The organism is Microbacterium sp. CFH 31415 (assembly GCF_022538185.1).
Classification (GTDB): Bacteria; Actinomycetota; Actinomycetes; order Actinomycetales; family Microbacteriaceae; genus Microbacterium.
The window spans coordinates 22,006-34,932 of sequence record NZ_JAKYXC010000004.1 but is presented as its reverse complement, the minus strand read 5'-3'; the positions used below and the strand labels follow the sequence as shown (position 1 = coordinate 34,932).

Here is a 12,927-nt window from a genome sequence, read left to right as displayed (position 1 = left end):
GGGTCCGGTCAGGCGGGGATCGCCATCCAGGCCGTGCCGCGCACCCGCCAGCCGAGCGTGGCGAGGCGGGCCAGCATGTACACGCCGAAGAACGCGACCGACAGCCAGGCCAGGCCCGCGGCGCCGTGCGGCTGGAGCAACCCGATGAGAACGAGCGCGGGAGCATACGGCACGAGGTTGAGCACGCCGGCGAGGGCGAGGTACCGCGCATCGCCAGCGCCGATGAGCACGCCGTCGAGCACGAAGACGACGCCGCAGATCGGCTGCGCCACGGCGAGCACGATCAGCGCAGGCTGAACGAGCGCGGCGATCTGCGGGTCGCCGGTGAACACCAGCCCGATCACGCCCGAGAACGCACCGATCACGCCGCCTACGATGAGGCCGAACCAGGCGCCCCATGCCAGTGTGCGGGCGAGCACGCGCTTCACCATCGGACGGTCTTCGGCACCGAGGCCCTTGCCGATGAGCGCCTGCGCGGCGATCGCCAGCGCGTCGAGCGCGAACGCGGCGGTCGAGAAGATCGTGAAGGCGACCTGCCAGCCGGCCAGCTCGCCGGTGCCGAGCGCCGTCGCGACCGCGACCGTCGCGAGGAGGGCGACGCGCAGCGACACCGTGCGCAGGAACAGCCAGCCGCCGGAGCGCGCCGACCCGCGCACCCCTTCGCGATGAGGGCGGACGGATGCCGCGTGCCGCCGAGCGAGCCGGGCGACGACCAGAACGTACGCGGCCACCATCCCCCACTGCGCGAGGACGGTCCCGACCGCCGACCCGGCGATGCCCCACCCGACGCCGTAGATGAACAGCCAATTGAGCAGGGCGTTGGCGGCGAACCCGATTCCGGCGATCCACAGCGGCGTCACGGTGTCCTGCATGCCGCGCAGCAGACCGGTCGCAGCGAACACGATGAGCATGGCCGGAAGGCCCCACATCGAGATGCCGAGGTAGATCTCGGCCTGCTCGGAGACGAGCGGCGTCGCTCCGAACAGCCCGACGAGGAAAGGCGTCGCGACATAGCCGATCAGGGCGAGCACGCCACCGATGCCGAGCGCGAGCCACATGCCGTCGATGCCGACGGATACGGCGCGCGACGGGTCGCCGGCGCCGAACCGCCGTGCCACGGCCGGCGTCGTCGAGTACGCCAGGAACACCATGAGCCCGACGATCGTCTGCAGCACCGCCGACGCGATGCCGAGGCCCGCGAGCGGCGTGATCCCGAGGTGACCCACCAGGGCGGAGTCGACGATCAGGAACAGGGGCTCGGCCACGAGGGCGCCCAGCGCGGGGACCGCGAGCCGCAGGATGTCGCGGTTCAGCGTGTCGGGCAGGCTCGTCACCCCTCGAGCCTAGGTGCGCCCGGCGACGCCGGCCGGTCATCACAATGCGGTCACAGCCCGGATTGGTTCTGTGAACAACTCTCCCTGGGGGCGAGGGCGCATATTGTGGAACGCATGACCGACGCCCCCCGATCCGGTCTCGCGCTCGACGAGCTCAGCGCTGAGATCCGCCCGCAGGACGACCTCTTCCGTCACGTCAACGGCGCGTGGCTCGAACGCACCGAGATCCCCGAAGACAAGGCACGCTGGGGCTCGTTCCACCTCATCGCCGAGCAGGCCGAGAAAGACGTCCACGCGATCGTCGAGGAGTCGCAGACGGCCGAGCCGGGTACCGAGGCCCGCAAGATCGGCGACTTCTATACGAGCTTCATGGACACCGAGCGCATCGCCGGCCTCGGCGCCGCGCCCCTCGCCGACCAGCTGGCGCGGGTCGACGAGATCGACTCGATCGCCTCGTTCCTGCGCACCGTGGGCGAGCTCGAGCGCGACGGGGTCGCGGGTGTCGTGCACCTCTACATCGAGCCCGACCCCGGCAACCCGCAGCGCTACGTGCCGTTCATCATCCAGGGCGGCCTGTCGCTTCCTGACGAGAGCTACTACCGCCTCGAGAACTTCGAGGCGACGCGCGCCGCGTTCCGCGCGCACGTGCAGAAGATGCTCGAGCTGGCCGGCGTGGCCGAGGCTGCGGCATCCGCTGATCGCATCTTCGCGCTCGAGACCGAGCTCGCCACCCACCACTGGGACAACGTGCGCAGCCGCGACGCGGTCGCCACCTACAACCTGAAGCCGTGGGCCGACGTGGAGACGCTCGCCGGGCTCGACCTGGCTCCGTGGCTCGAGGGGATCGCCCCGGCGCACCCCGACGCGTTCGCCGAAGCCAACGTCTACCAGCCGAGTTTCCTCGAGGGCCTCGGCGCGCTCCTGACCGACGAGCGGCTCGACGACTGGAAGGCGTGGCTGCGCTGGTCGATCGTGCACGGCTCGGCGGCATTCCTGTCCGACGAGTTCGTCGACGAGAACTTCGCGTTCTACGGCACCCAGCTCACCGGCGTGCCCGTCAACCGCGAGCGGTGGAAGCGCGGCGTCGCGCTCGCCGAGGCGGCGCTGGGTGAGGCGATCGGACGCGTCTACGTCGAGCGGCACTTCCCGCCGGCGTCGAAGACCGCAATGGACGAGCTGGTCGCGAACCTCATCGAGGCCTACCGCCAGTCGATCACCGACCTGGAGTGGATGACGCCCGAGACCCGCGAGCGCGCGCTCGCGAAGCTCGACGCGTTCACGCCCAAGATCGGCTACCCGGTCAAGTGGAAGGACTACTCGTCGCTCGAGATCGACGCCACCGACCTCGTCGGCAATGTGCGTCGCGCCCACGTGTGGGAGCACGACCGCCAGCTCGCGAAGGTCGGGCAGCCGATCGACCGCGAGGAGTGGTACATGACGCCGCAGACGGTCAACGCGTACTACAACCCGCTGATGAACGAGATCGTGTTCCCCGCGGCGATCCTGCAGTACCCGTTCTTCGAGTCGGACCGCGATGCGGCCGCCAACTACGGCGGCATCGGAGCGGTGATCGGCCACGAGATCGGCCACGGCTTCGACGACCAGGGCAGCCGCTTCGACGGCGACGGGTCGCTGCGGGACTGGTGGACCGACGACGACCGCGCGGCATTCGAAGAGCGCACCAAGAACCTCATCGCGCAGTACGACGAGCTGTCTCCCGAAGGACTCGACGGCGACCACAAGGTCAACGGGGCGCTGACGATCGGCGAGAACATCGGCGATCTGGGCGGCCTCGGCATCGCCCTCAAGGCCTACGAGCTCTCGCTCGGCGGCGAGGAGGCGCCCGTGATCGACGGGTACACCGGCGTGCAGCGCCTGTTGCTGAGCTGGGCCCAGATCTGGCAGCAGAAGGGGCGGGACGCCGAGACCATCCGCCTGCTGACGGTCGACCCGCACTCGCCGAACGAGTTCCGCTGCAATCAGATCGTGCGCAACATCGACGCGTTCTACGACGCGTTCGGCGTGACCGAATCCGACGCGCTCTGGCTCGACGAGGGGCAGCGCGTCACGATCTGGTGAGATGTACCCGTGCGCGTCCTGGGGACGCGTACTCACCCACCCGAATCCACTGGAAGGAACCCACCCGTGGGCACTGAGCCCAGAAGGGATGCCGAGTCGCTGCGGGGGGCGCGACGAAGCACCAGCAGAAGACCGCCGAGGAGGGCGGCGGTCGGACGCCGATCATTCACGTCGACGCTCAAGGCGCTCGACGATCTCGCCGCATCCGGCGCGAAGATCTCGGTGCGCATCACCGATCTCGACCGGGGTGGCTCCGTGCTGGCGGGTGACGACTTCGTCACCCTGCCGGTGGCGGGTCTCGGGGTGGTTCCGCTGCTCATCGAGGTGGCCGCCGGCTTCGAGGCCGGCACGCTCGATCCGCTCGAGATCATCGACCGCTCGTACGTCGAGCCGGTCACGGTCGGCGGCGTCTGGCAGCATCTGAAGGCCCCGGCGCTGCCGCTGTCCGACCTCGCGGTGCTGACGGCATCGACGGGTGACGCGCTCGCCGCCAACGCGCTGCTGGCGCGGGTGGGCATCTCTGCAGTGCGTGCGCGCATCGAGCGGATGGGCTTGTCGCGGTCCGCCCTGCTCGACCGCTTCCGCGACGCGCGCGGGCCCGACGACGCGCCGCATTTCGCGCTCGGGTCGGCACGCGAGCTCGCCGAGGTGTTCGCGGCGCTCGTCAACTCGCAGGTCGTGTCGGCGAGCGTGAGCGCGCAGGTCGCCGAGTGGCTGAGTCTGAACCACGACCTGTCGCTCGTGGCGTCGGCGACGGGGCTCGACCCGTTCTCGCACGAGAACGACGAGCACGGGCTGCTCTTCATCAACAAGACCGGGAGGGATGCCGGCATCCGCGTGGAAGCGGGGGTGCTGGCGGGTCCTCGCGCCGGTGTCTCGTACGCGCTGATCGTGTGCTTCGACGACCTGTCGATCTACCACCGCATGCGGGCGCACGAGGCGTTCCGCACGCTGGGCCTCGAACTGATGGAGTACGTGTTCTGACCGGGTGCGGGTGCCGGCATGCCGTGCCCTGTCGCGTCACATGGTCGCGAGCTGAATGTTCAGCAGCTCCGAGCCGTAGTGCTCGCGGATCGCGAGCTTGCGCTCGAGATCGTCGATGACCGCGGCGGCGAAGTCCATCCCGTAGAGCGTCGCGCACGAGCCGAGGCCGCCCGGCGAGAAGACGTTCACCTCCATGAGCTTGTCGCCGACGATGTCGAGGCCGACGAGGAACAGCCCGTCGGCGACGAGCTTCGGCCGCACGGCTTCGACCAGCTGCAGCATCTCGTCGGTGACCTTCACGGCCTCCGCCTTCCCGCCCGCCGACATGTTCGACCGCACGTCGGTCTCGCCCGGCCGCCGTCGGAAGGCGGCGTACGCGCCGTCGACCTCGAGTGGCTGGCCGTTCATGACGAACATCCGCACGTCGCCGTCGGTCGCCGCCGGCAGGTACTCCTGGGCGACGACGTAGCCGTCTCGCGAGATGGCCTCGACGATCTGGGTGATGTTGGGCTCCTCCTTCATGTTCACCAGGAACACGCCGGAGCCGCCGGAGCCCTGCAGCGGCTTGAGCACGGCGCGACCGCCGAGCTCTGCGATGAACTCGCGCACCCGATCCTCGTCGCGGGAGATCATCGTGCGGGGCCGCACCGCCTCGGGGAAGTACTGGAAGTACGCCTTCGACATCGCCTCGGCGAGCGAACGCGGCTCGTTGACCACGAGCACGCCGTTCTCGGCGAGCATCCGGCCGAACGCAAGTCCCGCGGTGTTCGTCCACGGACTCTCCAGCGCGTCGGTGGCCGGGTCGGCGCGAAGCATGGCGACATCCAGGTCGTCGATGCCCACGCGGGTGCGCGTCGCGCCCTGCACGTCTTCGAGGTACCGTTCGAGCGAGCGGTAGGCCTTGCTGTGCTCGGGTGTGGCGACGTACGCCCACAGCGAGCCGTCCGGCTCGTACCCGAAGTCGCGCTGCCCGAGGAGGAAAACCTCGTGCCCCAGCTTGGTGGCGGCCATCGCCAGCCGGGTCGTGGTGTACTCCGGCTTCTCTGTGGCGATGTCGTTCACGACGAAACCGATCTTCATTGTTCTCCCCCTTCTCGACGGCGCCCGGTGGTGAGGCCGAGTGTATGGATCGTGACCGGCGGGGTGACACCGTCATCACGCTGGACACTACGCGTTGACCAGGGCGAGCAGGTCGTCTGCTCGGGCGGCATCCCGCAGCCGGTCGCCGGCCGCAGGGTCGGCGAGGTAGCGCGGTGTGATCTTGGCGGGGACGAGCAGCCCGCGCTGCGCGAGGTCTTCGACGAGCGGAAGATCCTCGAGCGAGAACTTGCCCAGGAACAGAAGGTCGAGCGAGCCGCCGCCCGCCACGTGCTCCAGGAGCGCGAGAAGCCCGCGCAGGTAGATCGCGTCCTTCGTGAAGCCGCCTGCGCGGTACACGCGCATTGCGACGGTGTACGCGCTGCCGGCCGGGAGCCCGTAGCCGGTGAGCACGCGGTGCGTCTCGACGAAGCTCGCGCCGCCGACCATCGAGTGCACCGCGACGACGCGGGCGGCGAGTTGTCGGAGCCGAGCGACGGTGAGGCCGCCGCACGCGATCTCGGCGAGCACCGCCAAACCCTCCTGTGTCTCGTCATAGTGGGCGAGGCCCGAGCCCATCATGCGGATCGGCTGTGCCGAACCGTTCACCTGAGTGACGAGGTGCGTGCCCACCTCGTGCTGAAGGAGCGCGTTGACGCGCGCGCCGGCGACCGACGCATTGTGCGAGATGAGGAGCGTGTCGCCCTCGACGAGCACGCCCGACACGTCGTCGCGGATCTCCGCGTGGATTCCGACGTCGGGGTCGATCGACCGGTAGTGGTCGATCTCCGCCTCGGCTGCGGCGAGAAAGGCCGCGGCATCCACCGAGTCGTACTCCAAGCGTCCGCGCGGAAGGTGCTCCAGAAGGTCCTCCGCACGCTGCACGAGGGCCGGCAGCACCGGGCCGTAGTGGGCGATCGAGAGCTGCAGGAAGTCGGCGGTGTCGCGTGCACGCAGCATCTCGACACGGAGGATCATCTCGCGGTGCCGGTTCGCGAGCAGCGTGGCGAGGGTGGCGTCCGTCACGGAGTCCAGCGGAATCGCGGCGACCTGGGCATCGAGCACGTCGGGATCCACGTCGAGGTCGCGGTACTCGAACACCGGATCGGTCTGCGGGTCGGTGAGGAATGCGGCCCGCGCCTCGTCGGCGTTCACGGGCGTCATCTCGAGGAGGAACCGAACCGTGCCGGCCAAGGAGGCCATGGCGTGATCGGCCGCGAGATCGGCGGGCGAGAACGCCCCCGCTTCGATCGCGCTCGTCTCCGGCCCGACGGCCTCGCTCGGATGGTCTGTCGTCATGTGCTCACCAGACCGCGGAGGGATGCCTCCACCGCCGGCACCGTCTCCGCCAGAGCACGCGCGAGCTCGTCGACGCGGCCGAAGTCGGCCTCGCCGGACCACTCGTCCATGAAGGTCTTCTTGAACTCGAGCGCGAGCACCACCGCTCGGTCCGGATAGCGGGCATGCGTCCACGCGGCGAGCTGGCGCCCGCGGAAGCGCACGTTCTCGCGGACATCCAGGGGGCCGGTCGAGGTGTGCGCGCCATGAAGGGCGTCGATGAAGGCATCCACGACTCCGCCGAACCGCTCGCGGTCCAGCGAGCCGGTGCCGACATTGACCTCGGGGTTCTCTTCGGCCGGTGCCGGGTCGCCGTCGGCGCCGTCGCGCCGGTGGTTGTAGGAGTGGACGTCGAACACGACGAACGGGCCTCGCGCCGCCACCTCGTCGAGGCGCCTGCCGAGCTCGGCGTAGAAGGAGTCGTAGACGTCGAGCGAACCCGAGACGAGGTCGTCTGCCAGCGGCGGGTGCCGCAGGATCTCGAGTCCCCAGGCGTCTTCCGACGAGCGGTAGACGGCCTCGTCACGGGCGCGGTTGAGATCGACCTCGAAGCGCGACCGGTTCACGACGACGCGGGCGGGGATGAGAGCGCCGATCCGGTCGGTGTGCGGGTCCTCCTCACGCAGCCGATCCGGCTCGGGCAGGGCGAACTCGGCGGCGAGGTCCGGGCGCACGTCGTGGCCGTTGTGGATCGCGGTCGCCACGAACTGGCCGTCCCACTGGCCGAAGAACTCGAACGGCGGTCGTTCCGTCTGGGTCATGGGTTTCAGTGTCGCCGCGTGGCTGTCCGGGTCACAAGCGCTTGACAGAAGCGGCGCACATGGGCCACGGGGGAGCGCACGGCGTCGGCGGCTGCGCGTCGGTTAGCATTCCGACATGACCAATCCGGGCCCGATCGACGACGTGTCGATCGGCAGCGACGGCATTCGCCTGGGGCAGTTCCTGAAGTTCGCCGGGGTGCTGGACTCGGGCGGCGACGTCAAAGAAGCCATCATCGACGGCTTCGTGTCGGTGAACGGCGAGGTCGATCGCCGCCGCGGGCGCCAGTTGCAGCACGGCGACGTCGTCGGCTTCGAGGGCCGTCGGTATCGCGTCCGCCCGTGACGGCAGACGGTCGGGGAGTCAGCCCGCTGCCGGCGGTACGGTGATCCGCATCACGGTCTTGCTCTTGCCGATGTGCCGCTCGAACGTGAAGCCGGCCTTCTCGAACATCGCCCGCGTGCCGTTGTGCAGGAATGAGGACGATGTCTTCTTGCCGGGGACCAGTTCGTTGGGGAACGAGACCACCTCGCCGCCGCCCGCCTGAGAGATCAGGTGCAAGGCGCCGTCGAGCGCCTCGCGAGCGACTCCTGAACGCCGGTGATCGCGGTCGACGAAGAAGCACGTGATGCGCCAGGGCGCCGGTCGCGTCTCGCCCGCGTCGTACTGCTTGCGGTGGTAGATGCCCGGCAGTTCTTCGGGACTGCCGTACTCGCACCACGCGATCGCGTCGTCGCCGTCGAAGACCAGGGCGGCATGCGCGACGCCCTCCTCGACCAGCCGCCGCTTGAACGTCGGGCCGTCGTACTCGGCCTTCACCGTCTGATCGGTGTCACCGTGGAAGTACGAGCAGTAGCACCCACCCCACACCCCGTTGTGCTTCTGCGCGAGCGCCAGCCACGCGGGGTAGGTCTCGGGGGTGAGCGCCTTGATCACGTGCAAGGACTCCACATCGCCCGCCCTTCTCTCGCCGGTGCGCCCAGTCTGCCGACCGGCTCCGACGCTCGCCAGGGCCGCGCACTCAGATCGAGACGACGAGCTGGAGTGCGAGCCAGACCGAGATCGTGCCGACGGTCGTCCACAGCGCGATCGCGACGCCCTGCCACAGCAGCACCCAGGATCGGGACGTGCCGCCGGCGATGAGGATCGCGGCGGTGAACTGCGTGGGGATGGCGAGCGGGCCGAGGATGCTGGCTCCGGGAACGCCGAAGCGGTCGAGCCACTTCTTGAAGCGCAGGCGACCCTTCGACTCGGGCTTGGCAAGCGGGGCCTCCAAGGTCGTCACGGCAGCGGCACCCCCCACGGTGGCGACGGCGTGCGCGCTCTGGCGGCCGAGGACGGCGGAACGGGCACGGGAGCTGAGCAGCACCACGACGAGCACGCTGAGGAAGTTGCCCACTGCCGCCGCGATCGCGGCGACGATCGGGAGGATCCCGCCGACGACGCCGATGATCGCCGCACCCTCGCCTTCGATGAAGGGGACCGCGCCGGCGAGCAGGACGATGAAAGGCTGGACGAATTCGGGCACCTGGGCCACCAGGTTCTGGAAGTTGAGGACGAGCTCCTCGATGGGGTTCACGAAACGACTCCTTGCTGAGATGGATGTCGGGGTCCGTCCCCGACGGATGCTCAGTAGAAGCCGTGTTCTCGGAACATGGTCAAACGCTGTGAGAAATGTGTGCTCAGGTGTCGTCTTCGCCCTCGTCCGCCCCGTCGCGAAGCTGCGCGTGGGCGAGGATGCTGGCGCGGGCGATGACGTCGCGCTGTGCGGGGTTGTACAGCTCCACCATCGCCTCGATGAAGGTCTCCTGCGTGACGAGGGGACTCCGTGACAGGTGCGCGCCCGGGTCCGAGATCCACGGGTAGTCGGTCATGAGCTGCGCGATGATCGGCGCGAGCCGCTCGGCGAGCATCGCCCGGCTCGCTTCGTCCGCGTCCGCGGGGAGAGCGGCGATCTCCGCGCCGAGGACGTCGTCATCGCCGTCGACCATCGCTCGCAGATCGGCGAGCGCGTCGTCGTCGTACAGCTTCTTGTAGATGTGGATGATCGAGCTGTCGGCCTCGGACAGTCGTGAGGCCACCGCCTCGAAGCCGGCGGGGGTGTCGGCCGGTGCGCCGTCGCGCAGAATGACCGCGATGTCGGCACGTGCCTGCTGGAGTCGTTCGATGGTCGTCGCGAGGTCCGCGTCGATCTCGCGCAGCGCGTCGGGCGTGCTGTCCTCGCCGGCCGTGACGCTGCCGATCTGCGACAGCGGTACGCCGAGGTCGGTCAGCCTGCGGATGCGCAGCAGTCGGACCAGGTGGCGCACCTCGTACTGCTTGTAGCCGTTGTCTTCGCGCTCCGGCACCTCGAGCAGGCCCAGCCGGTGATAGTGCCGGATGGTGTTCACCGTCGTCCCCGCCAAGTTGGCGAGCTCTCGCGTGCTCCAGGCCACGACCCACTCCTCGAATGCCCCCACCGTACCGACCTCGGGTAGCGATGGCGACCGATCGGGGGTCAGTCGTACGTGTCGGTCCAGGCGGCGATGTCGACACCGTGGTTGTCGGGCGACGCGAGCGACCACCACGCGGGTGCGTGCGAATCGTCGGCCAGCCGCCCGCCGGCCGCGAGGGCGGCGTCCACTCGTGCCTGAGCCTGGTCGGCCGGCACGAACACGTCGAAGTGCGTCCGTCCGCGGCTCGGCGTATCGCCCGTGATCGGGTTGAAGGCGAGCTGAGGCCCGCGGCGCAGCGGGTCGATGGCATCCGTGTCGCCGAGCTCTTCATAGCCCAGCGCGGCGGTGAAGAACGGGCGCGCGTCGACCTGCGAGTGCTGCGCGACATAGATGCCGACCGACTGCACGCGCGACGGGTCGGCCTTCAGCGAGAGCCCGGCGGCGGCCTCGGACACCGCGGCCGCGAACCCGGTCGCGGCGGCGGGAATGCCGTGGTCGCCGAACGCGACGCGCACGACCACGCCTTCGGGGCGCACGTCGATGTCGGGCAGCACGCCGAACCGTTCGGCCGCAGCGACGACCGGGGCGACGAAGCGTCCCGAATGCGACAGCGAGGTGGAGGTGAAGACCGCCTGTGGACCTGACCCGGTGACGCGCCAGTCCGCGACGCCCGGCGCTCGGTGGAACTCGGCGGCGCTGATCCATGCGGTTCCGCTCGACTCGCCCATGAGAGCTCCTTCGATCTCGGGTCGGCCCCACGGTACTCCGGGGCAGGGACTTTCTGGGGAAGCAGCCCTTGAACCCTTCGCCGGGATCCCGCAGGCTGACTCGATGACAGAACCGCTGGATGAAGGCCCGTTCTTCCATGGCACGAAGGCCGACCTGGAGGTCGGCGATCTGCTGACCCCCGGATACCGCTCGAATTATCGGCCGGAAGTGGTGATGAACCACATCTACTTCACGGCCCTGCCCGACGGCGCCGGACTCGCCGCGGAGCTCGCGCCCGGCGACGCGGCGCCCCGCGTGTACATCGTCGAGCCGACCGGCGAGTTCGAGAACGACCCGAACGTCACCGACAAGAAGTTCCCCGGCAACCCGACACGGTCCTACCGGAGCAGCGAGCCGATCAGGGTGATCGGTGAGACCGACGACTGGACCCGGCTCACCCCCGAAGCCCTACAGCAGTGGCAGGAGCGCCTCGCGGTCCTGCTCGCCGACGAGCGCGGTGAGATCATCAACTGACGACGGACGTCAGGGTCGATGCGCCGTCCGCTCGTTCCCGCGCTTGTAGTTGCCGGTCACGCGCGCCATCACGTGCTGCGGGTCGCCGCGCTCGATATCGACGAGGAACTTCGCTGCCGCCGCGTTCCGCAGGGTCGCCGCGGGTCGTCCGCGGTGACGGATCTCGACGACGTCGCCACGGACGGTGAAATCGAAACCAGAGGGTGCGCCCGCCACATCCCCGAGCATGCCGTATTCACAGAGACTCCAGGGGGCATTCGCTGCTCGCAGACGAGGAGTGCGATACGTTCGCGCAATGGAATCGGATCCGTCTGTGACGGGAATGCTCTCGGCGCTGTGGATCACCGCGGCGCTCCTCGCCGGAGGCTACGCCCGCACGCGCAACCGCTCGGCCCTCGCGTGGTTCGTGCTGACCGTGTTCTTAGGCCCCATCGCGGCCTTACTGTTGGTGGTCTTGCCGGCCCGGGACCCCGGCCCCGAGCCGGCCGAGGCGGTCGACGCGGCTGCGCCGCACCGCACCGAGAGTCCCTGACCCGCGCCTCACTCCGGCGGCTTGCGGAAGACGGCGACCGTCGTGGCCGCGAGCACCACGATCCCGATCGACTCGACGATCACGGTCTCGGGCACCAGCATGAAGTCCCACGTCTCGGTGATGCCGAACAGCCCGACCGTCAGCGCCAGGAGCAGCGCGCCGAGGGTCGCGATCATGAACAGCAGGCTGAGCACCGTCGCCAGCTGCAGCAGCCGCCCCCGCAGAGCGACCACGGCGATCGCGAGCACGAGCGCGGCGATCGCGTTCAGCACGAACATCACGCCGAGGATGCCGCCGACGCCGTTGAAGACCAGGTAGAGATGGATTCCTCCGGCGGCGAGGAGGAAGACGGCGCTCAAGATGCGGAGAGCCCACAGCCCTCGTCGAGTGCCTTCGTTCATGCGTCCACTCCTTTTCTTCGATGAACCGCTTCGGCGCGGGGGGTGACGGCCCGGCGCCGTGCGACCAGCCACAGCACGTCCCGCGCGAACGACTCGAGCAGCAGCGCGAGTGCGACGGCGACCAGTGCGGCCCCTGCCCAGGACGGCAGGAGATCGGATGCCGCGACAGTGAGCGCCACGCCGGCGTAAGCCGTGACGACCTTGCGCCAGTATCGCGGTGGCAGGGTCGCCCGCATCCAGGGCAGCAGCAGGCCCGCGACGACGAACGCGTACCGCAGCAGTCCGATCGCAATCACCCACCCGCCGAGCAGCTGCGAGACGTAGAGGCTGAGGACCAGCAGGAGGAAGGCGTCCACCTCCATGTCGAACCGTGCCCCGAGATCGGTCTCGCTGTGCGTGCGGCGCGCGAGCCAGCCGTCGACGGCGTCCAGCACCAGCGCGACGCCCGCCACGACGATGAGCAGAAGCAGCGAGATCGGCGACGAGAACGACGTCACGACGAGCGCGGTCACCAGGGCGACAAGGGTCGAGCGGCCGGCGGTCGCCCAGTTCCCCCACCCGAAAGCCGACATCCCGCGCGTCTGCAACCCCCTGGCGAGCAGAGCGTTCGAAGCGACAAGGTAGAGGAGCCCGGCGGTCCATCCGGCTGCCGAGAGCGGGGAGACGAGCGCGACCGCGGACAGGCCGAGGACCCCCGCCGCCATCGACGAGAGCGGAGCGAGATGAACCTTCGGCATAGGGAGCTC

The 12,927-nt window shown here is 69.4% G+C and carries 16 protein-coding genes; 5 read left to right on the top strand and 11 right to left on the bottom strand.

Annotation, left to right across the window (positions count from 1 at the left end):
* Positions 1-8: 8 nt before the first annotated feature.
* A complete protein-coding gene (locus MK786_RS06270) occupies positions 9-1,334 on the bottom strand; it encodes an MATE family efflux transporter (RefSeq protein ID WP_374200436.1) in 1,326 nt (441 codons plus the stop codon).
* Between the two features lie 114 nt (positions 1,335-1,448).
* Here MK786_RS06270 and MK786_RS06265 point away from each other — a divergent pair, with 114 nt between their 5' ends.
* Positions 1,449-3,413, top strand: a complete 1,965-nt coding sequence (locus MK786_RS06265; protein WP_241111381.1) for a M13 family metallopeptidase — start codon at positions 1,449-1,451, stop codon at positions 3,411-3,413.
* Positions 3,414-3,479: 66 nt separating this feature from the next.
* Positions 3,480-4,397, top strand: a complete 918-nt coding sequence (locus MK786_RS06260) for a serine hydrolase (protein WP_241111380.1) — start codon at positions 3,480-3,482, stop codon at positions 4,395-4,397.
* A 36-nt stretch (positions 4,398-4,433) separates the two neighbouring features.
* On the opposite strand, the gene MK786_RS06255 is transcribed toward MK786_RS06260, so the two are convergent.
* From MK786_RS06255 to MK786_RS06245, 3 genes are all read right to left on the bottom strand, one after another.
* A complete protein-coding gene (locus tag MK786_RS06255; RefSeq protein WP_241111379.1) occupies positions 4,434-5,477 on the bottom strand; it encodes a glutathione synthetase in 1,044 nt (347 codons plus the stop codon).
* Between the two features lie 87 nt (positions 5,478-5,564).
* Positions 5,565-6,773 (bottom strand): tyrosine/phenylalanine carboxypeptidase domain-containing protein, encoded by a 1,209-nt coding sequence (locus MK786_RS06250; protein WP_241111378.1) that lies wholly within the window; start codon positions 6,771-6,773, stop codon positions 5,565-5,567.
* Positions 6,770-7,573, bottom strand: a complete 804-nt coding sequence (locus MK786_RS06245) for an N-formylglutamate amidohydrolase (RefSeq protein ID WP_241111377.1) — start codon at positions 7,571-7,573, stop codon at positions 6,770-6,772. The genes MK786_RS06250 and MK786_RS06245 overlap by 4 nt, the downstream gene beginning before the upstream one ends.
* A gap of 115 nt (positions 7,574-7,688) precedes the next feature.
* Between MK786_RS06245 and MK786_RS06240 the strand changes: the two genes are divergently transcribed.
* Positions 7,689-7,916, top strand: a complete 228-nt coding sequence (locus MK786_RS06240; RefSeq protein ID WP_241111376.1) for an RNA-binding S4 domain-containing protein — start codon at positions 7,689-7,691, stop codon at positions 7,914-7,916.
* 18 nt (positions 7,917-7,934) lie between these two features.
* On the opposite strand, the gene MK786_RS06235 is transcribed toward MK786_RS06240, so the two are convergent.
* The 4 genes from MK786_RS06235 to MK786_RS06220 form a co-directional block, all read right to left on the bottom strand.
* Positions 7,935-8,522: a GNAT family N-acetyltransferase gene (locus MK786_RS06235; RefSeq protein WP_241111375.1), complete on the bottom strand. Its 588-nt coding sequence runs from the start codon at positions 8,520-8,522 to the stop codon at positions 7,935-7,937.
* 70 nt (positions 8,523-8,592) lie between these two features.
* Positions 8,593-9,150 carry a small multidrug efflux protein gene (locus MK786_RS06230; RefSeq protein ID WP_241111374.1) on the bottom strand — a complete coding sequence of 186 codons (558 nt, stop codon included), beginning with the start codon at positions 9,148-9,150 and terminating at the stop codon, positions 8,593-8,595.
* A gap of 103 nt (positions 9,151-9,253) precedes the next feature.
* Positions 9,254-10,006 carry a MerR family transcriptional regulator gene (locus MK786_RS06225; protein WP_241111373.1) on the bottom strand — a complete coding sequence of 251 codons (753 nt, stop codon included), beginning with the start codon at positions 10,004-10,006 and terminating at the stop codon, positions 9,254-9,256.
* 62 nt (positions 10,007-10,068) lie between these two features.
* Positions 10,069-10,734 (bottom strand): VOC family protein, encoded by a 666-nt coding sequence (locus MK786_RS06220; protein ID WP_241111372.1) that lies wholly within the window; start codon positions 10,732-10,734, stop codon positions 10,069-10,071.
* A 103-nt stretch (positions 10,735-10,837) separates the two neighbouring features.
* Here MK786_RS06220 and arr point away from each other — a divergent pair, with 103 nt between their 5' ends.
* Complete coding sequence (arr, locus tag MK786_RS06215; protein WP_241111371.1) at positions 10,838-11,248, top strand: NAD(+)--rifampin ADP-ribosyltransferase; 411 nt, start codon at positions 10,838-10,840, stop codon at positions 11,246-11,248.
* Between the two features lie 9 nt (positions 11,249-11,257).
* Here the strand turns inward: arr and MK786_RS06210 are convergent, their stop codons facing one another.
* On the bottom strand, positions 11,258-11,464 hold the full coding sequence (locus MK786_RS06210) for a hypothetical protein (RefSeq protein ID WP_241111370.1): 207 nt from the start codon (positions 11,462-11,464) through the stop codon (positions 11,258-11,260).
* A 106-nt stretch (positions 11,465-11,570) separates the two neighbouring features.
* Here MK786_RS06210 and MK786_RS06205 point away from each other — a divergent pair, with 106 nt between their 5' ends.
* Positions 11,571-11,780: a hypothetical protein gene (locus tag MK786_RS06205; protein WP_241111435.1), complete on the top strand. Its 210-nt coding sequence runs from the start codon at positions 11,571-11,573 to the stop codon at positions 11,778-11,780.
* Between the two features lie 8 nt (positions 11,781-11,788).
* Here MK786_RS06205 and MK786_RS06200 read toward each other — a convergent pair whose 3' ends face one another.
* Together MK786_RS06200 and MK786_RS06195 are read right to left on the bottom strand one after the other, a co-directional pair.
* Positions 11,789-12,181, bottom strand: coding sequence for a hypothetical protein (locus MK786_RS06200; protein WP_241111369.1), 393 nt, complete (start codon positions 12,179-12,181; stop codon positions 11,789-11,791).
* Positions 12,178-12,918, bottom strand: coding sequence for a CDP-alcohol phosphatidyltransferase family protein (locus MK786_RS06195; RefSeq protein WP_241111368.1), 741 nt, complete (start codon positions 12,916-12,918; stop codon positions 12,178-12,180). Before MK786_RS06195 ends, MK786_RS06200 begins: the two co-directional genes overlap by 4 nt.
* Positions 12,919-12,927 lie beyond the last annotated feature (9 nt).

Excerpts from the sequence above, each read along its gene's own strand:
- MK786_RS06200 (WP_241111369.1), bottom strand. The coding sequence starts at position 12,181 with ATGAACGAAGGCACTCGACGAGGGCTGTGGGCTCTCCGCATCTTGAGC.
- arr (WP_241111371.1), top strand. The coding sequence starts at position 10,838 with ATGACAGAACCGCTGGATGAAGGCCCGTTCTTCCATGGCACGAAGGCC.
- MK786_RS06240 (WP_241111376.1), top strand. The coding sequence starts at position 7,689 with ATGACCAATCCGGGCCCGATCGACGACGTGTCGATCGGCAGCGACGGC.
- MK786_RS06250 (WP_241111378.1), bottom strand. The coding sequence starts at position 6,773 with ATGACGACAGACCATCCGAGCGAGGCCGTCGGGCCGGAGACGAGCGCG.
- MK786_RS06205 (WP_241111435.1), top strand. The coding sequence starts at position 11,571 with ATGCTCTCGGCGCTGTGGATCACCGCGGCGCTCCTCGCCGGAGGCTAC.
- MK786_RS06255 (WP_241111379.1), bottom strand. The coding sequence starts at position 5,477 with ATGAAGATCGGTTTCGTCGTGAACGACATCGCCACAGAGAAGCCGGAG.
- MK786_RS06220 (WP_241111372.1), bottom strand. The coding sequence starts at position 10,734 with ATGGGCGAGTCGAGCGGAACCGCATGGATCAGCGCCGCCGAGTTCCAC.
- MK786_RS06245 (WP_241111377.1), bottom strand. The coding sequence starts at position 7,573 with ATGACCCAGACGGAACGACCGCCGTTCGAGTTCTTCGGCCAGTGGGAC.
- MK786_RS06265 (WP_241111381.1), top strand. The coding sequence starts at position 1,449 with ATGACCGACGCCCCCCGATCCGGTCTCGCGCTCGACGAGCTCAGCGCT.
- MK786_RS06195 (WP_241111368.1), bottom strand. The coding sequence starts at position 12,918 with ATGCCGAAGGTTCATCTCGCTCCGCTCTCGTCGATGGCGGCGGGGGTC.